This is a genomic window from Streptomyces sp. NBC_00690, assembly GCF_036226685.1.
Classification (GTDB): Bacteria; Actinomycetota; Actinomycetes; order Streptomycetales; family Streptomycetaceae; genus Streptomyces.
Window position 1 is genome coordinate 1,154,040 of sequence record NZ_CP109009.1, and the last position, 23,150, is coordinate 1,177,189.

The window sequence follows — 23,150 nt, forward strand, 5'->3', positions numbered from 1 at the left end:
CGCTCCCCCCTTCCCTTGGTGTCGAGCCCCTCGGCGCTGGCTGCCGTGGACCGCAGCACACGGCGAGCGGCAGGTGTTCGCACAGCACAACGAGTCAGCGCCAGGGGAGTTCGGCCGAAGCTGTTGGACATCACCGGAACCTGCCCAACCGTTGCCCTGTTCGGGTGAACTCTTGCCCGGCTGAGCGAGCAAACGCCCCGCCTGGGAACTCTCGCCCGAAGGACATGGGCTCAATAGGGGGCGAGCCTGTCGGCCAAGGTTGGCCTCATGGCCGCCGATGGTCCGCTGTCAGCAGACGGGCGGGCGAGCTGAGTTCGGCGAGGCCGTCGAGTCCTAGGAAGCAGCGGTCACCTTCGCATCACTCTGCTGTGGGCGGGACGTTCGATGACAGGACCTAGCGCCGTGGGCATTCCTCATGCGTCGCGAGAACGGCACCCAGATGGGCCCGGAGTGTCGCACGAACGCGGTCGACGCCGAGTGAGCCATGAGGGGTCACTGTGTCAATGGTCAATCCGCCGATGAGTGCCATCAGGCGGTCGGCCTCACCTTGGACATGCGCGACCCCCAAGGCATCGAGCGCGTCGGCGAGGAGTTGGTGCAGGTCCGCTGCCATCCGCTCGGTCACCGGCCGGAACACCGGCTTTGTGCGCGCCGCGATCATGAACTCCAGCAGCACGGCCGCCTCGGCACAGCGCGCCTCATCTACGGGGAGCACCTCCTCCACGAGAGCTTGGAGCGCGTTGATGGCGTCCTCACCGCGGAGTCCGACCAGCGATTCGGGAGTGTGTTTGGCCAGCCGACGCCCCATGCGATCGCCGGTCTCGTGAACGGCCGCCGCGACGAGATCGTGGTGGTTGTCGAAGTAGTGGCGCACCGATCCGATGTTCAGCCCGGCTTCGGCAGCGACCTTGCGCAGGGACATCCCTTCCAGCCCTTCGGCGACGACGAGGCGGAAAGCCGCTGCCACGACATGCTGCCGCCGCTGTTGCGCATCGATACGAGCAGGCATGATCCCTACCTCCGCTCCCGGGCGACCCGGCTCTCAGACCACTCCGGAACCGCTGACTCATAGACCCCGCCGTCGGACCCGAAGACCAGGAAACGGCCGAAGTCACGGGCGAACCATCGATCGTGGGTGACCGCGATGACAGTACCTTCGAATGCTCCCAATGCCTGTTGGAGCGCCTCGGCGGAGACGAGGTCGAGGTTGTCGGTGGGCTCATCGAGCAGGAGCAGGGTCGCACCGCTCAGTTCGAGCAGGAGGATCTGAAAACGAGCCTGCTGCCCGCCGGAGAGCGAATCGAAGACCTGTTCCGCGGCTGATGCCAACTCGTACCGGGCCAGCGCACGCGAAGCGTCCTCACGGGGCATCCCCGCACGTGCCTCGTCACCCCGGTGCAGAATCGACAACAGAGTACGGCCGGTCAGGTCGGGGCGGCCGTGTGTCTGCGCGAACCACCCCGGACGCACCCGAGCACCCAAGCGCGCCTGACCCGTGTGTGCCACTGGCTCGATGACCAGCTCACTCACCGGAGAGTGCCATGGTTCCGGATCGGTGCCGCCGGCGGCGAGCAGGCGCAGGAAGTGTGACTTGCCCGAGCCGTTGGAGCCCAGGACCGCGACCCGGTCGCCGTACCAGACTTCAAGATCGAACGGTTTCATCAGCCCGGTCAGCCCGACGTTCTCACACATCACAGCCTGTTTGCCGGTACGTCCTCCACGAAGCCGCATTCCCAACTGCTGTTCGCGGGGTTGCTCTTGGGGTGGCCCGGCCTGCTCAAATCGTGTGAGTCGGGATTGAGCTGCCCGGTAGCGGGATGTCATATCGGAGTTGTACGCGGCCTTCTGCTTGTACATCTGGACCAGGGCCTTGAGCTTGCCGCGTTCTTCGTCCCACCTCCTGCGCAGCTCATCGAGCCGCTCAAACCGTGCGACGCGTGCCTCCTGATACGTGGCGAAGCCCCCTGGATGGACCCAAGCGGTGTTGCCTGCCGCGCCGAGTTCCACGGTCACCATGCTCTGCGCGGTACGCGCCAGCAACTCCCGATCATGACTGACGTACAGCACGCTCTTGTCGGTCTCCTGGAGACGGTCCTCAAGCCAGCGTTTGCCGGGGACATCCAGGAAGTTGTCCGGTTCGTCCAAGAGCAGCACATCGTCGGGGCCACGCAGGAGGGCTTCCAGGACGAGTCGTTTCTGCTCACCTCCGGACAAGGTGTCGATCTCACGCGTTTGACACCGGTCGAACGGCACACCCAACGCTGCAGTGGTACACACGTCCCACAACACCTCTGCCTCATATCCACCGGCGTCTCCCCACTGCGCCAGCATCGACGCATAGGCCATCTGCGCGGCGGGGGCCGGGTGTGCGGACATGGCTGCCTCGGCTTCCGACACCAGATCGGCTGCCTGCCTCAGGCGCTCCGGTGCTACGGCCAGCAACACCGAACGTACCGTGCCTCCTTTGATGAACTGAGGCATGACGCCGAGACTTCCGCTACGGCTGACCGTTCCCCTGTCCGGAATCAGCGCCCCGGTGATCACACGCAACAGGGTGCTCTTGCCGGAACCATTGGCGCCGACCAGAGCCACCCTCTCGCCAGCACCCACCCGAAACGAGATGTCCTCAAGCAGGGGGCGGCCATCGGGCAGTGTGCACGAGACTCCGCTTACCTCGGTATGACCCATGGACCATATTTATCACACGCGTGATAAATAGGCGCACTCTCACCATTGCCCCGAGCCACACCATGGCTGAACTGCGCATCCGTGCAGATCCAACGGATCGCTCGTTGACCCCCTGCCCATGGGCAAGGCATGCATCACCTTCGAGTGGCAACCCTCGTCATCGACGACGTGATCGAAGACATGGCCTAGCCCGACCCTGAATCGAGGGCGCGGTGTGCCGCAGTGAGACGGGCCTCTTCACTGCGGCCCGTGGAGTCACCTGCGACTGCGTCGGCCCAGCGGAGCAGTCGTCCCAGATGGTGATCAGCCGAGGTCGAGGTGATGCGCGGAGCACCGACGACGACCTCACCACCTGTCCCGTCGATGGCGATGAGCGTCCCCTCGTGGATGGTCCGTCGACCGGCGCGCACACTGCCCGCGGCCACGTCGACGGTGAGATCCACGGCCCCCACGACGGCCGGTTTGCCCATGGCGCGGGCGACCACGGCGGCGTGGCTGGTCGGCCCGCCGCGCGTCGTGAGGACGCCAGCGGCGGCGATCAGGCCGTGCATGTCGAGCGGAGAGGTCTCCGGCCGCACCAGGACGACCGGGCCCCTCGAAGCCATTCGGGCCGCGGTGTCGGCGGTGGTGGCCATGGCACCGATCGCAACCCCCGGAGACGCGCCCAGCCCTCGGGTGAGGACGTCACCTGAGTCTGCGACTTCCAGGCGCGGGGTACGCACTTGGGAGAGGTGATGGGGGGATACGCGCAATAGTGCCTCTCGGCGCCCGATCACACCGTCGTCGGCGAGGTCGACCGCGACCCGGACTGCGGCGCGTCCGACGAGTCGCCCCGTGCGAACCTGGAGGATCCATAGCTCGCCCGCCTCAAAGGTGAACTCGACATAGCATGCGTCGCGATAGTGCTCCTCGATCCGGCTCAGAGCATCGAGAAGCGTCGCCCACACCGTCGGCTCCCGGTCGGCCAATTCGGTCAGTGGCCGCGTCAAGGACCTGCCGGAGACGACCTCGTCCCCTTGGCTGCCGAACAGGACCTCACCGTAGGGAACCGATTCACCGGTGTTGGGACTACGGCTGAACGCCACTCCGGTCCCACTGCGCTCGTCACGATTCCCGAACACCATCGTCTGTACGGTCACGGCCGTGCCGAGGTCGCCCGGGACGCCGTGCAGATCGCGGTAGGTCTTCGCCCGCGGGGTGTTCCACGAGGAGAAGACGGCCTCGACCGCGCGTTCCAACTGTCGAGGCGCGCTTTCCGGGACGGGCTCCCCGGTGCGCTCTCTGATCAGGGCTTCGACGGCCCGGATTCCATCGGTGAGAAGGGCTTCGGCGTCGCCGGGGTTCGATTCGCTGGTCCCTCGCTCGATGTCTTCGAGGCTGCCGCGATCCACGCCGGCGACCTCGCTGGCAAAGCTGGACAGGAACTTCAGCCGTGAGTCGAGCGCGAACCGCACATCACCCGTCTCGTCGGCCAAGCCGACGGTGGCTTCGGCGGTGAGCCCGAGGTTGAGGACGGTGCTCATCATGCCCGGCATGGACACCGCGCCACCGGAGCGTACGGACACCACCAGGGGCCTTGGGGCGCCGCCGAAGTTGCGGTGTGTGGCCCTTTCGAGTTCGGCGGTGGCAGCTGTGAGTTCGGCAGCGAGGTCCCGGGGTGGTCGTCCGTCGCGGAGGAACGCCCGGCACGCCTTCGTGGTGATGATGAATCCCGGTGGGACGGGAAGTCGGAGGCGCTGTAGCACCACCAGACCGTGGGCCTTGCCGCCCAGGACGTCCGCCGGTTCATGGACCTCTGCGGCGAGCGGGTGAATCCAGTTCATCTCGTCGTTCGACCTCCCATGGCCCCGCTCGACGTCTCACCGGCGACGAGCCGGGAAGTCCGACGCGTCGGCCGGTGGTTTCAATGCCGTGGGATCCCCAAGGTGGTGAGCAGGTCTTCATGGAGCTGGAACCACACCGTGTGGTAGGAATCCAGGTTGTCCGCGACGTAGTCCAACTCACCGGACCTGGCCCGATCCAGTGCGCCGGTGAAGCGGACCCGGTAGCGCCGGAAACGAAGCATCGTGGCGGACAGGTCGGCACAGACCGCCTCGGCCCGCTGGTCGAGATCCGTGAGCCGGCACAGAACACGGCGGTTGTAGTCGGGGTCGGTGTGGTCGTTCATGATCATGACACCGTCGACGGTCCGCAACTGCCATGCCGTGCAGAGATCGAGCAATTCGGGGTTGAGCACCAGAAAGCCCTCGTACGCCTTGTTGACCACGGCTCGGGTGCCGGCTGCTGCAAGCTCTGCGGTGATCCGTTCGGCGTCCTGGGCACGACCGGCCTCGGTGAGCCCCCAACCACCGAAGTCACCTGCCGTGTGGGTGACGAGTCCGGCCACGGCGAGGTCGATCAGCTCCGACTGGACCTCATCCGCGGATAGCCCCACGGCTGCGGCCACTCGGGCGAGGCTTGTGAAGCCGATACAGCGGAGGGTGTGCAGCACCAGGAGGTCGACGCTGGTCGCATGGGGTGAGACAGGGGGCTTCACGGTGCTCCCCCGGGTGGGCGGACGATGGCGGCGGCATCGACGGCTGCCGCGGCGTGCGCGGCGCCGCGGCCCTGGGCCCGGGCGACGACCTCGCCCTGATGGATGCGTACCGCGTGCTCGGTTGCATCATCGGCGCCCGCCGCTGTGACGGCCGATGCGAGCTGGGCACTGTCATCGAGGACCAGACGGAGTTGTGGTGCATCGTCCGGTGCGAACACCCGGCGCAGACAACGAGCGAAGTCACCAATCCTGAGCCGGATGAGGCGCCCGATCTCGGCGGGGTCACTCGTCACCACTGCCACGGTGACCTGTTCGCCCGGGCGGGCGGCTCTGACGATCTCTTCGGCCGCGTCCAGCCGATGGGTGCCGAGGACCGCGATCACGCCGTCCTCCTCGAAGCCGACCCCACGTCCGGTGATCAGGTCCGGCAACTCCGCGGGCGGAACCCATGGTTTCCGGCAGGGGAGCGCGGCAGCGATGTAGGGCAGGTGCGGCGGGTCCCAGACATCGGCGAGATCGAGCCCGCCGAGGTGGCGGCAAGCGGCTGCCACGTCGAAGGGGTCCGATCCGAGCACCGGATCGGCCAGCGGGCCGGAGCCGTTCAACAACCGCAGGACGAGATCGGCCCGCCGCACCTGCCGCATCGGTTCCGCATCCGGGGGCGCGCACGACTCCAGCGCGAGAGCCAACAGCAGCACCTCCAGACCGGCGACCCGCGCCAGTGCCATGCGGCTCGCAGCATCATCGACCACGGCGGCGAGCGAGCGCGGGTGCACCTGGGTTTCTGTGTCGCCCACCAGGGGCAGTCGTTCGAGCCAGACACGGGCGAACGAACCCAGCGCATCGGCCGTGGTCCGGGGGGAGGCCGCAGGGAGATCTGCGACGGCCTCGCGTTCGACCGTCTCGACGAGCAGGGCCAGATAGAGCGCGCGTTTGCTGGGGAAGTTCGAGTAGACCGCGCCGCGGGTCAGTTCGGCCCGCTCGGCGATCTGGTCGACCTTGGCTGCGGCGAATCCGTGGGCGGCGAACTCCGCCGCCGCCGCGACCAGTACAGCTGCGCGCGTTCGTTCCTGCTGCTGAGCCCGTGTCAGTCGGACCATGCCGTGCTCGCCTCCCTCACCTCGGGGAATCAAGATACACTGAACATCCCGATGATGAGAACATCTGAAATCGCGAAAGCCGAATCAGGGCGATGCTCGCCCCGTGCACTCGCGTGCCCCCCGACCCCCGTGCCCCGGTCCTCGTGGGGCGGGCCGGTACACGGGCGGCTTGAAGACGGGGTGCCCCGCTCGGGCAGGTCGGGCAGGTCAGACGACCTCGTTGAGCTTTCCGGTGGCGACGTCGAAGACAAAGCCTCGTACCGCATCGGTGTGCAGCAGGAACGGGCTCGATGTGATGCGGTGCGCCGACTGACGTACGTCGTCGTCGAGGTCGGGGAAGGCTTCAGCCGACCAGGTCGGCGCCTGCCCGGTCTCCTTCTCCAACTGGCCGGCGAAGGCGTCGTCGGTGAAGGTCAGCATTCCGCAGTCGGTGTGATGGATGAGGATGATCTCCCGGGTACCGAGCAGCCGTTGGCTGATGGCCAGCGATCGGATCTCATCGTCGGTGATCACACCGCCCGCATTGCGAATGACGTGGGCTTCGCCCTCTTCGAGACCCAGGATTCCATAGACGTTGAGCCGAGCGTCCATGCAGGCGACGACGGCGACACCGGAGGCGGGAGGCAGTGGCAACGGCCCGTTGAAGGAGGCCGCGTAGGTTTCGTTGTTGGCGAGGTACCGGTCGGTGACGGACATCTCGTCTCGCTTTCTTTCGACGAAGCTGCCAACGTAGTGACGCCCCGTACCGACCGGAACGCCCCTTCCGTACTCGCCACAAGACCGCAATACGCCGGCAACAACGGCCCTCGGGCGACGACATACCGGCAGCTGGGAAGCGATTCAGGAACCGTACACACCATCGACGCACGCTTGTACGAGGTGGGCCGCAACGCTGGTGGTTCACGAGCATGACGCGCCACCGTGCCGATCGAGCACTGCCGTTCTGGCAATCCCGTCAGTTCGACGGGGCCTCCATCTCGCTCGCATGTCGTGCCCTGGTCCACAACGGCAGGATGAACCAACACAGGACGAACCAGAGCACCATGCCGACGACCAGCCAGACCGCCACATCATTGTGGAGCACCACCCGCAGGATGAGGAGCAGTGCGGAGGCCATGGTGAAGAGGAGGAGCACCAGCCCTGTCATCGTCAGCCGCGAAGCCCAGACGACCGTCTGCGGTTTGAGACGGCGACCAGCGAGGAGCCGATGGAAGGAGACCGGACCGATCAGGGCGCCGGTAGCAGCGGCGCCGAGCATAACCGTCGTCAGATAGATGTTCTGGTCGGTCTCCGAGAGGGTGGTGAAGCGCGGCTGGAACACCATCGTCAGCAGAAATCCGAAGAGGAGCTGCACCCCGGTCTGGGCGACCCGCAATTCTTGGAGGAGATCACTCCAGCGTCGATCGGCCCGCTCTTCCTCCGTCTCGTGTCGACCGCGCCTCTTCGCTTGATCACTGGACTCCACAGAAGGACCCTCCGAGAAAGTTCTGTCGCGAAGATATCCTTGGTCCGGACATCCATGCTGATCGACTTCTACCTTCTATACGGCATCCTGGATGATTTCCCGACGTAACCGATCGCACAAGTTGCTGATCAATCGGGAGACGTGCATCTGGGAGATGCCCAGGTCCTTCGCGATGCTGCTCTGCGTCATATCGCGGAAGAACCGCATGTATAGGATCCTGCGTTCCCGCTCGGGCAGTTTCCGTAGGCGCGGCCTGACCGCTTCCCGATCGATGACGACGTCCAAGGCGTGATCGGGCGCGCCGATGACCTCCGCGAGGGCGACGCCGTGGTCGCCGCCTGATGGCTGGGCATCGAGGGAAAGCGTGCTGTAGCAGCCGAGGGCTTCCATTCCCGACTTGGTCTCGGCCACGGTCAGACCGGCCCGGCGTGCGATCTCGCCCTCCGTGGGAGTGCGACCCGAGATGGTCTGGAGCAGCTCGCGCTGGGCGGTACGGACGCGATTGCGCTGGTCCTGAACGCGCCGCGGCACATGCAGGGTCCACATGTGGTCGCGGAAGTGGCGTTTCACCTCTCCGGTGATGGTCGGCACGGCAAAGCTGACGAAGGCGCTGCCGCGCTGCGGGTCATAGCGGTCGACAGCCTTGACCAGACCGAGCGCTGCCACTTGACAGAGGTCCTCGAACGTCTCTCCGCGGTTCTTGAACCGGCTTGCGAGCCGTTCGGACATCGGCAGCCAGGCTCGGATCAACTCTTGCCGCAGGGCGTCCCGTTCCGGGCCGGACGGTGTATCGGCCAACCGGACGAAAGCGGCCTCGGTGTTGGGCGCGTCGTCGTGCGGGCGCAGGGTGTTCACATGTGTGGGCATGGTGTGCGCCACTCCCTCAGCGGTGCGGACGGATGTTGGCGACCGCGAAAGGGGGGACGTGGACGAATGTCGGGTGCGATCTCCGGCATTCGCGGTGTTCACCTTCTCCGCGGGCGTGCCTCCGGTCCGAAGCACAAGGCGCGCCTGCCCCGGGTTCGATCCGGTAAACAGGGATGTATCCGCGCGCATTCTCCGACAGAGGCTGTGCGTAGGGCAGTTGAATGGGGGAAGCCGTTTCCACGGAGGTGACACCCATGGTTCCCATTCTGCTCGTGCTCTTGCTGGCCGTTCTTCTTTTCGGTGTGGGATTCGCGGTGAAGGCGTTGTGGTGGATAGCGCTGGCGGTTCTCGTCGTCTGGTTGCTGGGCTTCGCCATGCGCAGCACCACACCGGCGGGCGGCCGGTCACGCTGGTACCGCTGGTAGTTCCCGAGGCGGCGCAGCGAAGGGGGGTGGCAGACGATCGTTCGTCTGCCACCCCCCTTCGCTGCGCCGGCCGCCGTCTCGCGCGCACGCCGTAGAGACTCGCTGCCCGGGAGGTGGCCGTGAACCGACCCGAGAATCCGGGCGGAACCCCCTCCGAGCGGGCTTCGATGGGATCGCCCTTCCACAACCGGGAGGTGTCGTACGGCGGATGACCACGGAGGATGATCTGCCGATGGGACGGGGTGCCCGCATGCGAAAGCCCGTGGATGCACCGGCCTCCGGTCGCTCAGGAAGGCTGGCACATCCACGGGGTTCGTGGTCAGGTAGGCCGATGGCACCAGACGGCGATCACTCAGGGGCAGATACGTTCCTTCCCTGGCCGCGGGGGTTCGTTCTCCCGCTTCGGCGCCGGCCGCCAGCCGATCTCATCGTCTGGGGTCAGTACGGACGGTCGCCCCGCCCCTCGTCGATGACAGGAGTCGCCGGCGGCACCACGACTCGGCGGCGCTTGGCAATGCTGGCGAAGGTCACGACCCCGATGAATCCAACGGCCATCAGGATCAGGCCGATCACATCGAGGTTGGCGCCCTTCATCTCCCAGTCAGTGCCGAATGTCAGGATCGCCCCGACGGCGATCAGGATGATGCACCCTCCCAGGCCCATAGGTCTCACCTTCCTGTTGCGGGACGGATAGTTGGTGTTTCGCAGGTACCCGGGGCAGCAGCGATCATTCCGCAACCATCGGCTGAAGATGGCGCCCGTCGAACTGCTGATCTATCCGTCAGCACCGGTGGCAGCAAGGGAAGTTGCAACGCGTACGGATGCGGCGGTCGGGCACAGCCGTCCTCGGGTCCTCCGGTCCTGTCCCGGCAAGGGGTGGCCAGGGCGAACCCGCTTCGGTTTCCGACTCGACCGTCGGGATGCTCCCGAAGCGGATCCGGTCGCGCTGAATCCCTCCGGGGCAGGCCGGCAGCGTGCTGCGGACGTCAGTCCTGTTTGCGCGGGGTGCGGGCACGAGCTCCCTCACGTGTCCTGCCCGCCGAGACGCGACGGTCCGGGTGCCGCCGTACATACTCCTCTTCCAACTCGGCCATCCGGGTGGTGTGGGCGGAGAGCGCGGCCGGCGATCCGTACAGCAGTGTGTCGTGCCTGCTGCGGTGGATGTTCTCCAGTTCTCTTATCAATTCCTGGTCCCCCAGCCGGGCAGCCTCAATGCCCTGGTGATGGTTGGCAGCCTCTGTCATCGCACCCGCACTCCTTTGCTCTCCTCAGTCCTGCTGCGGACAGGGTCCCGCTCGGCGGCTTCGACACACCACGGTCGATGGTGCCGATCGCGGTGTCACAACGCCGGTGCGGGTACTCGTGGGTCCGTCGCACCATCCGGCACCCTGGAGGGGAGCCGTGCAACTCGGCCGCCCCGAGCAGGGCCACGGTGTCCACCCCGCTCGGTCCCGCCGTCACAGGAGGCAGCGACTCGCGCGGTCGCCGCGGTGAAGGCAGGATGAGGGAGCCGTACCCCCCGGGGCCTGCCGCCGTGCCGGGAGTGTGCCGAGACCCAGACCCCAGGACATGATCGCGATGACACAGAAGAGAGAACCCGCTCCCGCGATGGCATCGAGCGCGGAGGTCATCGGAGCGCCCTGCTGGGTCAGCCTCATGGCCCGTGACCTACGGGCTTCACAGGAGTTCTACGGCCAGGTACTGGGCTGGACCTTCCGCAAGGGGCGGCTCGGCGACGAATTCACGGTCGCCCTCCAGGACGACTTTCCCGTGGCGGGCATCGGCGCCCTCGCGCCCCGGCTCCAGATGGCCATCTCGTGGACCCCGTACTTCGCGGTTGCCGATGCCGATGTGTCCGCGGCACGGATCCGGGAGCGCAGTGGCACCGTGGCGGTGGGACCGTTGGCATTCTCCCTGGGCCGCGGGGCCCTGGCAGCGGACCGTGACGGTGCAGTGTTCGGCATCTGGGAGGGTGCGCGACTTCCCGACTGGCAGTCCGGCCACAAGGACGCACCCGCTTGGCTGCTGCTCCGCACGCGCAGCGCGTTCGAGGCCGCGATCTTCTACGGGGAAGTGCTGGACTGGGCGACCGAGCACCCGGGGCGCTGCGATGTGCGGTACGAGAACGACGAGGTCGTCCTTGTCAGCGATGGCCATGTACTGGCACGGCTCAGTTCGGGGGCGGAGGGCGCCGCGCCCAATCCGCTGATCCGCCCCCGCTGGGATGTGCACTTCCCCGTGGCCGATGTCGCTGCCACGGCGCAGGCGGCTGAGGATCGCGGCGGAGTGGTCCTCGAACGGCGTACGACCAGGGAGGGCAGGCCGGAAGCCGCACTGCGCGATCCGGACGGTGCGCTGTTCACCGTCACTGCCCGGCTCTGAGCCTTCGGCGACACACGGCCACGACCACACCTGTCCACCGGGAGTGTCCGCCGCAGCCGCGGGGCAGAAGCGCGTCTGAGCCACGGCACCCGAAGGAGCCAATGGCGGACGAGGGAGGGCGGGAGGGGCCTCGATGGACGCCGGAGAGGTTGATTCACAGGGGCCACGGAGTCCCGCGCACGAGAGCGGTCCGGCATCGGACCCGTCCACCGAAGCACCTCAAGGAGACCGTGTGCGGTCGCCCTCAGTGCTGCCCGATGGCGAAGACGGATGGTCGCTGTGTACGGGGGCCAGCGCCGCCGATGGGCCCGCAGTCGCTCCCCGACCCGCCGTGCCCGCACAACATGCTGTGGAGCACTCCCGCGAGCAGACGACAGCCTCGCGTCGAGAAGTGCCCGCTTCGACTCGGGGCGCTGTGGCTCGGGGCCCCGATCCGTCCGCGCTCGGTGTGGAGGAGTTGCGCGACGAGATCGCGGGGCTGCGCAAGGCGCTGGCCTCTCACCCGGTGATCGACATGGCACGGGGTGTCATCATGGCGACCGCCTCCTGCACCCCGGAGGACGCTTGGCAGATCCTCGTCCGGGTCTCCCAACACAGCAACATCAAACTGCGCGAGGTCGCACGGCACATCGTCGAGAGTGCATACGGTCCGCCTCCACCCCCGCAGGTGCGTAGTGCCCTGCGGGAGGTCTACTCCGTCCGAGCTCGCCAGGGGCAGTGAGACACCCCACGACGACACCCGGTCACGGGTGTCCGTCGTGGGGTGCAGGCCCGCGTCGAAGCACTCGACCGTTGCGTCGGATGGGAGCGCAGTCGTGGACTTCGCATCCCGGGCTCATCACCGTGGTCCGGGCGCGGTCGGTCACCGTTCGTGCCGGTGCCGCGCATTGTCCCGGAGGCGTTCTGCCTCGGCTCGCGCCTGTTCCCGTTCGCGGCGCCCGCGTTCCTTCAATTCCTCGTTGTGGAGGGCGATGCCATCGGCTTCCTTCTTGCTGCCCATCGCCTGTTTGATCTTCGCTTTCACCCAGCCCATGACGGTGGCCTTCCATGACGCGAACGTTTCGGTGGGATGCCCCTCACCCGCCCGGGGCGCCCGGGCCGGTACGGCTACTCGAACCCGACCGTACGACTCGAAGCGCGCGGAGGCGAACCGGACTCCCGGGTGTCGCCTTGGTGCGAACCGGGCCAGATGCGTGCCTCTGGCTCGCCACCCGAGCACGTTCGACGGACGTGGCGAACCGGCCAGGTCATCACCGAGCGGTGACGGGACGGGTTGGATTTTCTCAGTCGCGGTCGATCTGCTTCGTGTCGCGGTCGATCTGGTTCGTGGCGCGGTCGATCGGTGGTGGGCGGTCGATCGGTGGTCTCCAGGCCGCCGGCGTTCGGCTCAGTCCGAGCCCGGTGGGCCCGGGCGGGTACCCGTTCCGTTGTCATGTGGTGCGTGTGGTGCGTGTGGTGCAGGGCCGAGGTTCGCCCAGACCACCTTGCCCGCCCCCAGGGGTGTCGACCCCCAACTGTCCGCCAGTCTTTCCAGTACGAGAAGACCGTGGCCACCTGGGAGTCGCACTTCCCGCGCCCGTGGCTCGGGCGGCTGGGGGTTGCGGTCCGCCACTTCGATGCGTACGCCTTCCGAGGTGTGGCGCAGCACCAGTTCGGTCGGACCGCCGGCGTGGAGGCAGGCGTTGGTGACGAGTTCGGAGACGACCAGGAGCACATCGTCGGCCCGGCTAGCGGCCTCGCCCGCCGCTGGGGTCCACCCCCAGTCGGCGAGCGCCCGGGAGGCGAAGTCCCGGCAGCGGCCCACCACCCCTCTGGTTCCGAACAGCCCGAGTCGCCGGGTCTGTCCCTGCCCGCGGACGTGTGTGCCCATCAGCTCCTCCGCTATGACTGCCGCCGATCCGTCAGAGCCGCGTCCAGGCTGTCGTGAACCGTGAATACGGTGTCCGCACCGGTGATGTCGAACATTCGGGCCACCTGGGGTTGGAGTGCGGACAGTTCCAGTACGCTGCCCGCCTCCTGCGCCTCGATCCTGGCCCGCAACAGCACGTTGAGGCCGGTCGAATCGCAGAAACCCAGTTCTGCGCAGTCCACGACGATGCTGCCCGGCTTCGCGGCGACACCCTCGGCCAGGGCATCACGCAACGGCGGAGCCGTGTCGTGGTCAAGTTCTCCTGCCAGCACCACAACCAGTGCGCCAGCCATGGGGCGCACCTCGATGCCGAAGCGACCCGTGGCCGTTTCCCCTTCTCGGGGGTGCCCAGAGACTCCCGACACCATGGGCCTCTCCCTTCTGACCTGTGTCCGGCGCCCCAGTAGCGGGTGCGCTGTCCCGGGCGGGTGGACTTGGCCGCCGACCCGGGGCTGATCTTCATCCGGCTGGTTCCGGATGTCCCCACAGTGCCCACAGATCCTTCGACGAAACTCCCGAAACGAGGGGAAGCACCACCCGACCAGAACGGACCGGCCAAGGGCTGGCCCCACTCCGGCGGCGGGTGGGCCCTCGTGGCGGCCGATCAGCACGAACGCGGCGTGTCGACCGGCCGCCGCGAGGACCGTCGATCGGACGGCGGCGGAACGCCCGCGCGGAGCGGGTATATCTCGGAACGGGTGCCGGGGTGTATCTCGGTAGGGGTGCCGGGGTGAGCGTGTCCGATGGGGGCGCCGGCCCGCTCGTCATCCACACCTCCGATCACCTCATGGTCACCGAATCCACACAGCTGCCTATGGATTTCGCGCTGGCAGGGCTCCGAACGGGTCCCCCGTGGAAATCACCCCACGCACCCCCTATGGGAATGGGTTGATGCGGGCAGACGGATCACGAGGGACTCGACAGGCCCACGGAAAAGGAGGTGCGCGTGACGACGGACAACACCACCATCGAGCGGACCGGAATCCCGGTCACCGCGTCAGCCGCCAGGGACGTGGTGCGCCAACTCCTCGGGTCCGGTGATCGATACGCAAGAAGCACGACGCTCACGGATGCGCTCCTGGTCACCTCCGAACTGGTGACCAACGCGGTGCGTCACGGCGGTGGTGTCGCCTCCTTCTCCGCGCAACTGCGCGATGAGGCCACGCTGTGCATCACGGTCGCCGACCACTCCGTGGAGTTCCCCCGCGCCGCGCCCCCCGCACGGGACTACGCCCCCGGCGGATACGGCTGGCCCCTCATCCGGCGACTGTGCGATGTCGTGACCGTCGCCCCGACGCCCACCGGGAAGACCGTCCACGCCCATCTCCGACTGGTGTGAGCACACGATGACCGGGCCCGGACCATTGGGGATCGATATGTCGATACCTAGCACCTGGCGCAGTCGATCGATGGGGACGGAGCAGTACGGGGCTGCCTGGCGCTGCGCGGCGTCGGCACGACCATGGGAAGGCGACCCCGAATCGGCGCGCGGCGTCGAGATACGTCCCGTGACGTCAACGAGAGTGGACCCATGGGTGAGTCAGCCCCGATCAGCGTCGATCAGCACCGGAAAGGGGCCCGTCCCGCACGGTCATGGGCGAGAAAAGACCGGGAAACCGAGCTCTCCCTATCTAACGAAGAGACAGCAAACATGTAGAAATGCGACATGCCAGGATCAAAAGGCTCGTCCACTTCGTATGAGAACGCGCGTGCCTCTCAGGCCACCCAGAAGAAGGGCCCCCGCAGACGTTCGATCCTGAGGGTCCGCAGCGTCGTCGGCCAGATGTTCGTCCTTCAGATCATCGTCGTGGTGCTCCTGGCCGCCGGAGCGGTCGCCCTGCTCCTCATCCTCGCTCAGCGGGAGAGCAAGCAGGAAGCGGCCAGCCGCTCGCTCGCCGTCGCCCAGGGCTTCGCCAGCTCCCCCGGTGTCGCCCCCGCCCTGGAGTCGGACCATCCCACGGCCCTGCTCCAACCCGGAGCCGAAGAGGCCAGGAAGGGCTCGGACGTCGACTTCGTGGTCGTCGTGGGCCGGGACGGACTGCGCTACACACATCCCTTCCCGGACCGCATCGGCAAACCCAGCTCTCGGGACATCGCCCCGCTCCTCGCCGGGCGCACGGTCGTCGAGACGAGGGTGGGCACGCTCGGACCGCAGATCCGGGCGTACGTCCCCGTCAAGAAGCGGGACGGAACGGTGGTCGGTGCCGTCGGTGCCGGCGTCACCATCGCCGAGGTCAACAGCGCGGCGGCGGAGCAGTTGCCGCTGGTCATCGGTGGCGCCGTCGGTGCGGTCGCCGTCTCCACCGCGGGCGCGGCCCTACTCAGCCGGCGACTTCTGCGCCAGACCCATGGCCTCGGTCCGGCCGAGATCACCCGACTGTACGAGCACCATGACGCCGTACTGCACGCCGTCAAGGAGGGTGTGGTCATCGTCGACCGCGAGGGGCGGATGGTGCTGGCCAATGACGAGGCCCATCGACTGCTCGATCTGCCGACGGGTTCCGACGGCCGGAAAGTGGCAGAACTCGGTCTCTCCGACGGCATCGCGGAACTCCTGTCGTCAGGCCGTGCCGTCGCGGATGAGATGCACGAGGCCGGCGGACGGTTGCTCGCGGTCAACCAGCGCCCCACCTCCCGGTACGGTCCGGCCGGCAGTGTCGCCACCCTGCGGGACTCCACCGAGTTGCTGGCGCTCTCCAGCAGCGCGGATGCGGCCCGGCGCCGACTCAGGGTCCTCTACGACGCCTCCGTACGGATCGGAACCACTTTGGAGGTTCCCCGTACCGCCCAGGAACTGGCCGAGATCGCCGTACCCCAGTTCGCCGACTTCGTCACCGTCGATCTGGCGGAACCCGTTCTGCGGGGCGAGGAACTCCAGGGGACCGAGCGGGTGCTCCGACGGACCGCCATCACGGGCGTCCGGGACGACCATCCGCTGTTTCCCCAGGGGCAACTGATCCAGCTCGTGGACTCCACCCCCCAGGTGCAGGGACTCTCCAGCGGTCGAGCCGTCGTCGAACGCGACCTCGACCGGGCCGCCGGCTGGCGCGCCCAGGACCCCGAACGGGCGCAACGCATCCTCGACTACGGCATCCACTCACTGATCAGCGCACCCCTGTCCGCACGCGGCGTCGTGCTGGGCGTGGCGAGCTTCTGGCGTTCGGAGAAGCCCGAGCCCTTCGAGGAGGACGATCTCGCCCTGGCCGAAGAAGTCACCGCCCGCGCCGCGGTGTGCATCGACAACGCCCGCCGGTACACCAAGGAACACTCACTGGCCGTGACCCTGCAACGCAGCCTCATGCCGCGCGGGCTGCCCGCCCAGACCGCCCTGGAGGTCGCCCATCGGTACCTGCCGGCGCAGGCCGGGGTCGGAGGAGACTGGTTCGACGTCATCCCGCTACCCGGCACACGGGTCGCCGTCGTCGTCGGCGATGTGGTCGGACACGGGCTCCACGCCGCAGCCACCATGGGGCGGCTGCGGACCGCGGTGCACAACTTCTCCTCCCTCGACCTCGCCCCGGACGAGATCCTCGGCCATCTGGACGAGTTGGTGGAGCAGATGGACCTGGACCGCACCACCGATGAACGGAGCCAGGAGGTTACCGGTGTGACCTGCTTGTATGCGGTCTACGACCCGATCACCGGAGGCTGTTCCCTGGCCAGCGCGGGCCATCCGCCACCGGTCGTGGCCCTCCCCGACGGCACGGCGTACTACCCCCGGCTCTCCCCCTCGCCGCCGCTGGGGGCGGGCAGCGGGCTTCCGGTGGAGAGCACGCAGATCCAACTGCCCGAAGGGTCCAGGCTGATCCTCTACACCGACGGTCTGGTCGAGGACCGACGCCGGGACATCGACTCCGGGCTCGCCCTGCTGCGCGCCGCGGTGGCGGGCAAGGCCGGGCTCGGGCCGGAGGAGACCTGTCAGGAGATCCTCGACACGATGCTGCCCGAGCACCCGGGCGACGACATCGCGCTCATGGTGGCCCGTACGCGTCTGCTTGAGTCGCGCTTCGTGGCCCAGTGGGAGGTGCCGTCCGACCCCGCCGCCGTCGCCGTGACCCGCAATGCGTGTGCGCGCCAGTTGGAGTCCTGGGGCCTCGACGACATCGCGTTCACCACCGAGCTCATCCTGAGCGAACTGATCACCAACGCCATCCGCTACGCCGCCCAGCCCATCACCGTTCGGCTGATCCACAACACGAGCCTCATCTGCGAGGTGTCCGACGGCAGCAGCACCGCCCCCCACCTGCGCCGGGCCGCCGTCACCGACGAAGGCGGACGCGGTCTGTTCCTCGTCGCCCAGTTGGCGGAGCGATGGGGCACCCGCTACACCGCCACGGGCAAGGTGCTCTGGACCGAACAGGCGCTCCATGCGCGAGGGACACCGCCGGCCACGGTCGACGACCTGCTCGACCAATGGGATGCATGACGTGACGCAGATCTGACCGAACACCACGACCGGCCGCCCGGAGGGTGGAGACGGCCAGCTCGGAGGGTGGACGGCCAGCTCGGAAAGGGGCGGAGTCTCCCAACACTGCGAACGGGACGGCTTCGCGACGGCTCAGCGCGCCGCCGTGTGCCGCTGCCGCTTGGTGCTCGTCCACTGCCGGACCCTGGTGATCCTGGGGTACTTCTCACGCTGTTCGCGTGCGCTGCGGTCCAGCTCCTCCATCAGCCGTCGCGATCGGTGTGCGGGATCGAGTTCATCGAGGATCCGATCGACCTCGGTCAACAGCGCACCGTGCAACTGCCAATGGTCGGGGTGGTGTCGTACGCCGTCGAGCAGGAGGTTCGCGGTTCGCTCCCGGCTGGTCACGGCTGCCGCCAGTTCTCCGGCGAGTCGATCCTCGGCCGCCTGGGCACTCTCGCTGACCTGGGAGGTGACGAGGACGGCGAAGCTCACCAAGGCGTCGGCGACATGGCCGAGGAGCTCTTGGAGCGAACGTCCGACCTCGGGGTCGAAGAGTGCGCCGTCACGCTCACGGGCCAGGTCGGTCATGGTCCGGGCCAGCACGCGGAGCACCACGGCGCAGATCTCCAGGGTGTCCAGGCCGGTGCGGAGCACCACGCGGTTGAGCAGTCCTTCCTTCACCCTCGGATTAAGCCGCACGCTGTCCTCTGCCTGGCGGAGGGCCGCGTCCACCTCGGCGACGTCATTGTCGAGCCGTCGCGCCTCGTACAGTCGGGCCGCGGCCGTCTCCACCGGAACGTGGTCACTGAGTTCCTCACCCATGCGGATCAGCAGTTGGCGCATTCTGCGGGCGAGGTCGGTGATGGACGCCCCGGCCGTACCGATCCACACCGGGGGGACGAACAGCACATTGAACAGCAGTCCGACGGTCGCACCGATCAGGGTCTCCAGCACACGGTCCCAGGCGGTGTCCGCCACCCGGGTGACACCGAGGACCAGCATGGCGCTGATCGCCACCTCGGGGACGAACTCACTGACGCGGACCATGTACCCGACGATGAGCGACGCCAGGATGATCAGCCCGAGGCTCCACCAACTCAGGCCGACCAACACACTGAAGGCACTGGCGATCAGCACCCCGGCCACCACGGAGTTCACCCGTCGGATGCCCGTGGTGAGCGTGGAGTACAGGGTCACCTGGACCACGAGGAGGGCGGTGAGGGGGGCGGTGAGGGGCGCCGGTTCGCTGCTCAGCCAGAGTGCGACGGCATAGGCGATGGTCGCGGCTGCGGTGGAACGCAGGGTCTGGGTGACCGCGGGTTCGCTGCGGATGCGGCGGATCGAGCTCGCCAACCGGCCGGTGGCCGACCGCGCTTCAGGCACGGGCGGCCACCCGGCTGGGGCGGCGGAGGCGGGACGCGAAGAGGTACGGAGCGTCCGGGCGCCGTCGCGCCCCGCCTCCCCTGGGCTCCTGATGCATGTGGCTCATAAGTACTGCCGTTCCCGTTGGGGGCGCCGTGAGCACGGCTCGTGAAGGAATTCCATGGAATGCACGAGATCGTGAGCGGTGTCGTGGGCCATCTGGAGTCTCGGCGATCGAGTGGCCGACCGTCCGCCTCGACCGCGTGGAGGCTGCCTCACTGCCGAGGGAGGAGCGGACCGAGGGGGCCGAGGTCGATGTTGAGATCACCCGGCTCCAGGCCGAACCGTTCCCGAAGGGTGTCCATCCGGTCTTCCAGCAGCATCAGGGTGAGCCCTATCTTCTCCTCCTGCTCACCCGTCAGCTCACCGGTCTCGGCACGACGCAGGGCCTGACGCTCCATCAGCTGCCGCAGCAGCTCGATGATCGTGAGCACGAGTTGGGCGAGATCCCTCTCCACGGTGTCGGGGCCCAGTTCCACGGCGCGCTCGCGGCTCATCGGCTCCCCTCCCACGGTGAGGGGACCTCGGTGGAAACCGAGCTGATCAGGGCCTTGAGATCGATCCTTACGAGGTCCACGTCAGCGATCCGCAGGGTGAGGTCCCCACTGATCACCACGCCGCCCGCGAGCAGTCGATCGAGAAGGTCAACGAGGGCGACCTGCCGTTCGGCCAGGGGGTCGACCCCCGCGGTCGAGGTCATGATCGCTCCCCCTCCCCCGGCGCCCGCGCCGACTCGCTCCGCAGGGCTCCGTCGAACTCGGGGGGCGGCTGGTCATCGGTGAAGGAGTAGGGCGCCCAGGGCCCGGTGATCTCACCGCTGAGGCCGCCGTCGTTCGGCAGCAGCCGATGGACCCCACCGATGAAGTCGGCGCTGTGATCCCGGTGGACGAGATAGGCGGCGTTGAGGACGTTCTGTCCACTGGCACCGGAGAGCCGAGCCTCTTGGGGCCGGTGGAGACGGGAGCTCTCCGCCCGGCCGGTCAGCTCCTCATGGAGGGTCCGGGCCACGGTGAAAGCCGACTGCCAGGTGTGTTCCTCCCTGCGGCGTTCGCCGAGTCGGCGCCGGAGGAAGTCGCGCCCTGCGCCCGGTGCGTGGTCGATCGGCTTCTTGGCGGGCCCAGCGCCCGCCGACGGTTCGGCGGTGGTGGCCGCATTGCGCGCGTACACCTTCACCCCCCACTCGACCCGCCCGTCGAGTCGTTCCAGCGTGGTGCGGAACCGATCGCGCCCGGAGTCGAGCAGTCGGCGTACCCCGTCGTCATCGCGGCAGACCGTGGCCAGGCGCAACGGGAGCGGGGAACCCAGGGAGACGAGGGCCCCGACCACGGCTGCGTGAGCGCGTGCCGTGTCGCTGAGCCAGTCGAGGTCTTCCAGCCGTTCCTTGAGGGGATCCGTGTCGAAGTCGGCCGCCGAAACGGTCGAGACCACGGCGGACAGCTCGTCATGACGGAACTGGTAGGGCTGGCTGCCGGTGACCCCGCGCAGATCAGCGGGCAGGGGCGCGCTGAAGGGCCGCATCACGGCGTACACATAGCGGAGCTCGTTCACGCGGACTCCTCCGACCTCTGGGGTGCGGGCGTCGCGGCGGCCGGTTCGAGCTCGGCGACGCGTCGGCGCAACCGCTCGTTCTCGGCGGCGAGTTCCGTCTCCCGTGCACCTTTGGACAGCTCGGGATCGCGCTCCCACCAGTCGATGCCCATCTCCTTGGCCTTGTCGACGGAGGCGACGACCAGCCGCAGTTTGATGGTGAGGAGTTCGATGTCGAGGAGGTTGATGCGGATGTCACCCGCGATCACGATCCCCTTGTCGAGCACCCGTTCGAGAATGTCGGCGAGGTTCGCAGCTCCCCCCTGCGAGGCATAGGGGTCGGGGAGGTTGCCGGAGATACTCATCGGCGACCACGGCTTCCGGACCGCGCGGATTCCTCGGGCTCCTCCTCTGAGTCTTCCTGGAGGTACTCCTCGTCCTCCGGGTCCTCCTCGTCCTCCGGGTCCTCGTCCTCGACGTCCTCAAGGTCGTCGGGGTCGTCGGGGTCGTCGGGGTCGTCGGGATCGGCTACCTCTGCATCCTCGTCGGCGTCGTCATCAGGGTCCTCGCCGTACTCGTCGTCATACGCGTCTTCGTACTCGTACTCACCGTCCGGATCCTCTTCGGCCGCATCTTCCTCAGCGGAATCATCGGAGCCATCAGAATCCTCAGCAACGGATTCCCGGTCCTCCTCGGCATCCGCGCCGGTCGACTCCTCGGCCTCCTCCTCCGCCAGGGCGTCGTCATGGCTCAGGACCACTTCCCCGTCGCGGATCTCACCGCGCCACCCGTCCTCGGCCTCGCCGCGCATCGAGATGTGTCGGGCGTAGTTCTTGAGGTCGAGCCGCGCCCGGCGGCCCTGTGCGCGCCAGAGGTTGCCGGTCTTCTCGAACAGGCCCTTCGGGTAGTACTCCAGCACCAACAGAACCCTGGTCAAGTTCTCACCGAGGGCGTGGAAGGTGACCACTCCCTTGGTGCTGCCCTTGGCTCCCTCGGACGTCCACTGGATACGGGAGTCAGGTATCTGCTCGGTGGTGCGGGCCTTCCAACTGCGGCTGGACCAGAACACCTTGACCTGCCAGTCCGATGAGGTGTCATCGGCCGCGGTCGCGCTCCGCACCCCCTTGGCGAACGAGGCGAAGTCCTGGAAGCGGGTCCACTGGTCGTACGCGGTCCGCGCGGGCACCCCCACATCCACGGACTCCAGGATGACGACCGGGGCCTTGCCACCTCCGCCCTTGCCTCCCTTGCCGCCGAGACCCTTGAGCGTCTCAGTCACCTTCCCCTTCAGATGGGACGCGCCCACCTCGACCGCCGTACGCACCGGACCCTTGCCTTCGGCGGTTTTGCGTCCGCTCTCCTTGGCCAACTGAGCGAGCCCAGGCCCGCCGTCGGCGATGTCGTTCAGTCGGGTGGTCGCCCGGCCGAGCATCCGGCCCGTGGACGACAGCGCCTGCTCGGCACGTGCCGCCAGATAGTCCTGTGCCTCTTCCTTCAGTCGCTGTACGGCGGGATGGTCCGCACTCAGCAGACGTGTGTTCTCAGCCACGGTTGCGCCTCTCCTTCGGTGCCGCCTTCTGGGCGGTCCGCTTGGCCGGGGCCTTCGCCGGCTTCCGGGCCGCTGTCCTCTTGGCGGGCTGCGCTCGCGTCGCCGACTTCTTAGCGGTGCGTCGCGCCGGGCGCTCGGCGTCTTCCGGCTCCTCCTTCGACGTCCGCGCATCGCCCGCGTCTGACGGCTCTTCCGCATCGTCATCAACGTGCTCGTCAGCGGCCTCGGTCTTGGCCTTGGACCGTCGACTGGAGGAGTCGTCTGAGTCATCTGAGTCGGAGGAGCCGGATGCGTTGGAGGGGGCGATGGCGTTCTTCACCCGGTCCTGCACGCCCGCCGTGCGTTCGTGCAGCCGGTCGGCCAGCCCGTCCAACTGCCTGCTGACCAAGGCGCCCGTCGCGGCCTTGCCCACGCCGCCGAGATCCTGACGCAGTTGCTCCCGCAGAGCCTTGAACTGCGGATTCTCTCCGAGCTGGCGCGTGATGAGCTGGCCGAGAGCCCCGGGGCCCGCACTCATCCGCCGGCCCGCGACCATCGTGCCGACCGCGAACGCCAGCTTTGCCTTCTTCGTACGCCCGAGTACGTATCCCGCGCCCACGGCTAGGCCCAGTGCCACCCTGTTGTTCATCGTCCCTGCTCTCTGTTCTGTGCGATCTCCAGCCGGTCGAGGAGTTCGTCCTCCCGGCGGTCGAACGTCTCTTCGTCGATCTCGCCCGCCTCGAACTGTTCGGAGAGTCGCCCGAGTTCGCCCTGTACGGCGGCGGGGTCGTAGTACTGCCGCTCTGCCTCCTCCACCACCCGCCGCAGCACCCACAAGGAGCCGCGGGCGGGGGCGGCGGGCAGGAGGAGCAACTCACCGATGAGGCCCATCA

Annotated in this window: 26 protein-coding genes; 5 read left to right on the top strand and 21 right to left on the bottom strand. The window is 67.7% G+C overall.

Annotated elements, in window-relative coordinates:
* Positions 1–394: 394 nt before the first annotated feature.
* The 8 genes from OID54_RS05030 to OID54_RS05065 all read right to left on the bottom strand — a co-directional run bounded on the left by OID54_RS05030 (position 395) and on the right by OID54_RS05065 (position 8,656).
* Positions 395–1,009: a TetR/AcrR family transcriptional regulator gene (locus OID54_RS05030; RefSeq protein WP_329014516.1), complete on the bottom strand. Its 615-nt coding sequence runs from the start codon at positions 1,007–1,009 to the stop codon at positions 395–397.
* A gap of 5 nt (positions 1,010–1,014) precedes the next feature.
* Positions 1,015–2,688 carry an ABC-F family ATP-binding cassette domain-containing protein gene (locus tag OID54_RS05035; protein WP_329014518.1) on the bottom strand — a complete coding sequence of 558 codons (1,674 nt, stop codon included), beginning with the start codon at positions 2,686–2,688 and terminating at the stop codon, positions 1,015–1,017.
* A gap of 185 nt (positions 2,689–2,873) precedes the next feature.
* On the bottom strand, positions 2,874–4,511 hold the full coding sequence (locus OID54_RS05040; RefSeq protein ID WP_329014521.1) for a pyruvate, phosphate dikinase: 1,638 nt from the start codon (positions 4,509–4,511) through the stop codon (positions 2,874–2,876).
* Between the two features lie 80 nt (positions 4,512–4,591).
* Positions 4,592–5,224, bottom strand: coding sequence for a transcriptional regulator (locus OID54_RS05045; RefSeq protein WP_329014524.1), 633 nt, complete (start codon positions 5,222–5,224; stop codon positions 4,592–4,594).
* Entirely contained in the window at positions 5,221–6,324 is a 1,104-nt protein-coding gene (locus tag OID54_RS05050; protein WP_329014526.1) for a TetR/AcrR family transcriptional regulator, read from the bottom strand. Before OID54_RS05050 ends, OID54_RS05045 begins: the two co-directional genes overlap by 4 nt.
* A gap of 207 nt (positions 6,325–6,531) precedes the next feature.
* Positions 6,532–7,020 (bottom strand): beta-class carbonic anhydrase, encoded by a 489-nt coding sequence (locus OID54_RS05055; protein WP_329014531.1) that lies wholly within the window; start codon positions 7,018–7,020, stop codon positions 6,532–6,534.
* Positions 7,021–7,279: 259 nt separating this feature from the next.
* Positions 7,280–7,789: a DUF6328 family protein gene (locus OID54_RS05060; protein WP_329014534.1), complete on the bottom strand. Its 510-nt coding sequence runs from the start codon at positions 7,787–7,789 to the stop codon at positions 7,280–7,282.
* A 75-nt stretch (positions 7,790–7,864) separates the two neighbouring features.
* Complete coding sequence (locus OID54_RS05065) at positions 7,865–8,656, bottom strand: SigB/SigF/SigG family RNA polymerase sigma factor (RefSeq protein ID WP_329014537.1); 792 nt, start codon at positions 8,654–8,656, stop codon at positions 7,865–7,867.
* Between the two features lie 254 nt (positions 8,657–8,910).
* On the opposite strand from OID54_RS05065, the gene OID54_RS05070 reads away from it, so the two are divergent.
* Positions 8,911–9,081, top strand: coding sequence for a hydrophobic protein (locus tag OID54_RS05070; protein ID WP_329014540.1), 171 nt, complete (start codon positions 8,911–8,913; stop codon positions 9,079–9,081).
* Between the two features lie 438 nt (positions 9,082–9,519).
* Here the strand turns inward: OID54_RS05070 and OID54_RS05075 are convergent, their stop codons facing one another.
* Positions 9,520–9,744 carry a hypothetical protein gene (locus OID54_RS05075; protein ID WP_329014543.1) on the bottom strand — a complete coding sequence of 75 codons (225 nt, stop codon included), beginning with the start codon at positions 9,742–9,744 and terminating at the stop codon, positions 9,520–9,522.
* Between the two features lie 323 nt (positions 9,745–10,067).
* A complete protein-coding gene (locus OID54_RS05080; RefSeq protein ID WP_329014546.1) occupies positions 10,068–10,325 on the bottom strand; it encodes a DUF6158 family protein in 258 nt (85 codons plus the stop codon).
* Positions 10,326–10,659: 334 nt separating this feature from the next.
* Here OID54_RS05080 and OID54_RS05085 point away from each other — a divergent pair, with 334 nt between their 5' ends.
* Positions 10,660–11,463: a VOC family protein gene (locus OID54_RS05085; RefSeq protein WP_329014549.1), complete on the top strand. Its 804-nt coding sequence runs from the start codon at positions 10,660–10,662 to the stop codon at positions 11,461–11,463.
* 391 nt (positions 11,464–11,854) lie between these two features.
* Positions 11,855–12,184, top strand: coding sequence for an ANTAR domain-containing protein (locus tag OID54_RS05090; RefSeq protein WP_329014552.1), 330 nt, complete (start codon positions 11,855–11,857; stop codon positions 12,182–12,184).
* Positions 12,185–12,325: 141 nt separating this feature from the next.
* Here OID54_RS05090 and OID54_RS05095 read toward each other — a convergent pair whose 3' ends face one another.
* The 3 genes from OID54_RS05095 to OID54_RS05105 all read right to left on the bottom strand — a co-directional run bounded on the left by OID54_RS05095 (position 12,326) and on the right by OID54_RS05105 (position 13,740).
* Positions 12,326–12,496, bottom strand: coding sequence for a hypothetical protein (locus OID54_RS05095; protein ID WP_329014553.1), 171 nt, complete (start codon positions 12,494–12,496; stop codon positions 12,326–12,328).
* Positions 12,497–12,850: 354 nt separating this feature from the next.
* On the bottom strand, positions 12,851–13,333 hold the full coding sequence (locus OID54_RS05100) for an ATP-binding protein (RefSeq protein WP_329014557.1): 483 nt from the start codon (positions 13,331–13,333) through the stop codon (positions 12,851–12,853).
* A gap of 11 nt (positions 13,334–13,344) precedes the next feature.
* A complete protein-coding gene (locus OID54_RS05105) occupies positions 13,345–13,740 on the bottom strand; it encodes an STAS domain-containing protein (RefSeq protein WP_329014560.1) in 396 nt (131 codons plus the stop codon).
* Positions 13,741–14,318: 578 nt separating this feature from the next.
* Between OID54_RS05105 and OID54_RS05110 the strand changes: the two genes are divergently transcribed.
* The gene (locus OID54_RS05110; RefSeq protein ID WP_329014563.1) at positions 14,319–14,711 is read left to right on the top strand and encodes an ATP-binding protein; all 393 of its coding nucleotides are present in this window, start codon (positions 14,319–14,321) and stop codon (positions 14,709–14,711) included.
* A gap of 327 nt (positions 14,712–15,038) precedes the next feature.
* Entirely contained in the window at positions 15,039–17,798 is a 2,760-nt protein-coding gene (locus OID54_RS05115; RefSeq protein ID WP_443055522.1) for a SpoIIE family protein phosphatase, read from the top strand.
* 132 nt (positions 17,799–17,930) lie between these two features.
* Here the strand turns inward: OID54_RS05115 and OID54_RS05120 are convergent, their stop codons facing one another.
* The 8 genes from OID54_RS05120 to OID54_RS05155 all read right to left on the bottom strand — a co-directional run bounded on the left by OID54_RS05120 (position 17,931) and on the right by OID54_RS05155 (position 23,148).
* Positions 17,931–19,163 (bottom strand): FUSC family protein, encoded by a 1,233-nt coding sequence (locus OID54_RS05120; RefSeq protein ID WP_329014566.1) that lies wholly within the window; start codon positions 19,161–19,163, stop codon positions 17,931–17,933.
* Between the two features lie 254 nt (positions 19,164–19,417).
* Positions 19,418–19,699 (bottom strand): gas vesicle protein K, encoded by a 282-nt coding sequence (locus tag OID54_RS05125; RefSeq protein ID WP_329014569.1) that lies wholly within the window; start codon positions 19,697–19,699, stop codon positions 19,418–19,420.
* Positions 19,696–19,902, bottom strand: a complete 207-nt coding sequence (locus tag OID54_RS05130) for a gas vesicle protein (protein ID WP_329014571.1) — start codon at positions 19,900–19,902, stop codon at positions 19,696–19,698. Before OID54_RS05130 ends, OID54_RS05125 begins: the two co-directional genes overlap by 4 nt.
* Entirely contained in the window at positions 19,899–20,750 is an 852-nt protein-coding gene (locus tag OID54_RS05135) for a GvpL/GvpF family gas vesicle protein (protein WP_329014574.1), read from the bottom strand. Before OID54_RS05135 ends, OID54_RS05130 begins: the two co-directional genes overlap by 4 nt.
* Positions 20,747–21,094 (bottom strand): gas vesicle protein, encoded by a 348-nt coding sequence (locus tag OID54_RS05140; protein ID WP_329014576.1) that lies wholly within the window; start codon positions 21,092–21,094, stop codon positions 20,747–20,749. Before OID54_RS05140 ends, OID54_RS05135 begins: the two co-directional genes overlap by 4 nt.
* A complete protein-coding gene (locus tag OID54_RS05145; protein WP_329014579.1) occupies positions 21,091–22,278 on the bottom strand; it encodes an SRPBCC family protein in 1,188 nt (395 codons plus the stop codon). Before OID54_RS05145 ends, OID54_RS05140 begins: the two co-directional genes overlap by 4 nt.
* Positions 22,271–22,906 carry a DNA primase gene (locus OID54_RS05150; RefSeq protein WP_329014581.1) on the bottom strand — a complete coding sequence of 212 codons (636 nt, stop codon included), beginning with the start codon at positions 22,904–22,906 and terminating at the stop codon, positions 22,271–22,273. The genes OID54_RS05145 and OID54_RS05150 overlap by 8 nt, the downstream gene beginning before the upstream one ends.
* A complete protein-coding gene (locus OID54_RS05155; RefSeq protein ID WP_329014584.1) occupies positions 22,903–23,148 on the bottom strand; it encodes a gas vesicle protein GvpG in 246 nt (81 codons plus the stop codon). The genes OID54_RS05150 and OID54_RS05155 overlap by 4 nt, the downstream gene beginning before the upstream one ends.
* Between the last annotated feature and the right edge of the window lie 2 nt (positions 23,149–23,150).

Bases quoted from the DNA above. Each gene is read 5' to 3' on its own strand.
- OID54_RS05115 (WP_443055522.1), top strand. From the start codon at position 15,039: ATGCCAGGATCAAAAGGCTCGTCCACTTCGTATGAGAACGCGCGTGCC.
- OID54_RS05055 (WP_329014531.1), bottom strand. From the start codon at position 7,020: ATGTCCGTCACCGACCGGTACCTCGCCAACAACGAAACCTACGCGGCC.
- OID54_RS05080 (WP_329014546.1), bottom strand. From the start codon at position 10,325: ATGACAGAGGCTGCCAACCATCACCAGGGCATTGAGGCTGCCCGGCTG.
- OID54_RS05050 (WP_329014526.1), bottom strand. From the start codon at position 6,324: ATGGTCCGACTGACACGGGCTCAGCAGCAGGAACGAACGCGCGCAGCT.
- OID54_RS05035 (WP_329014518.1), bottom strand. From the start codon at position 2,688: ATGGGTCATACCGAGGTAAGCGGAGTCTCGTGCACACTGCCCGATGGC.
- OID54_RS05105 (WP_329014560.1), bottom strand. From the start codon at position 13,740: ATGGTGTCGGGAGTCTCTGGGCACCCCCGAGAAGGGGAAACGGCCACG.
- OID54_RS05100 (WP_329014557.1), bottom strand. From the start codon at position 13,333: ATGGGCACACACGTCCGCGGGCAGGGACAGACCCGGCGACTCGGGCTG.
- OID54_RS05085 (WP_329014549.1), top strand. From the start codon at position 10,660: ATGACACAGAAGAGAGAACCCGCTCCCGCGATGGCATCGAGCGCGGAG.
- OID54_RS05150 (WP_329014581.1), bottom strand. From the start codon at position 22,906: ATGAACAACAGGGTGGCACTGGGCCTAGCCGTGGGCGCGGGATACGTA.
- OID54_RS05140 (WP_329014576.1), bottom strand. From the start codon at position 21,094: ATGAGTATCTCCGGCAACCTCCCCGACCCCTATGCCTCGCAGGGGGGA.
- OID54_RS05130 (WP_329014571.1), bottom strand. From the start codon at position 19,902: ATGACCTCGACCGCGGGGGTCGACCCCCTGGCCGAACGGCAGGTCGCC.
- OID54_RS05075 (WP_329014543.1), bottom strand. From the start codon at position 9,744: ATGGGCCTGGGAGGGTGCATCATCCTGATCGCCGTCGGGGCGATCCTG.
- OID54_RS05125 (WP_329014569.1), bottom strand. From the start codon at position 19,699: ATGAGCCGCGAGCGCGCCGTGGAACTGGGCCCCGACACCGTGGAGAGG.
- OID54_RS05155 (WP_329014584.1), bottom strand. From the start codon at position 23,148: ATGGGCCTCATCGGTGAGTTGCTCCTCCTGCCCGCCGCCCCCGCCCGC.
- OID54_RS05040 (WP_329014521.1), bottom strand. From the start codon at position 4,511: ATGAACTGGATTCACCCGCTCGCCGCAGAGGTCCATGAACCGGCGGAC.
- OID54_RS05095 (WP_329014553.1), bottom strand. From the start codon at position 12,496: ATGGGCTGGGTGAAAGCGAAGATCAAACAGGCGATGGGCAGCAAGAAG.
- OID54_RS05030 (WP_329014516.1), bottom strand. From the start codon at position 1,009: ATGCCTGCTCGTATCGATGCGCAACAGCGGCGGCAGCATGTCGTGGCA.
- OID54_RS05070 (WP_329014540.1), top strand. From the start codon at position 8,911: ATGGTTCCCATTCTGCTCGTGCTCTTGCTGGCCGTTCTTCTTTTCGGT.
- OID54_RS05065 (WP_329014537.1), bottom strand. From the start codon at position 8,656: ATGCCCACACATGTGAACACCCTGCGCCCGCACGACGACGCGCCCAAC.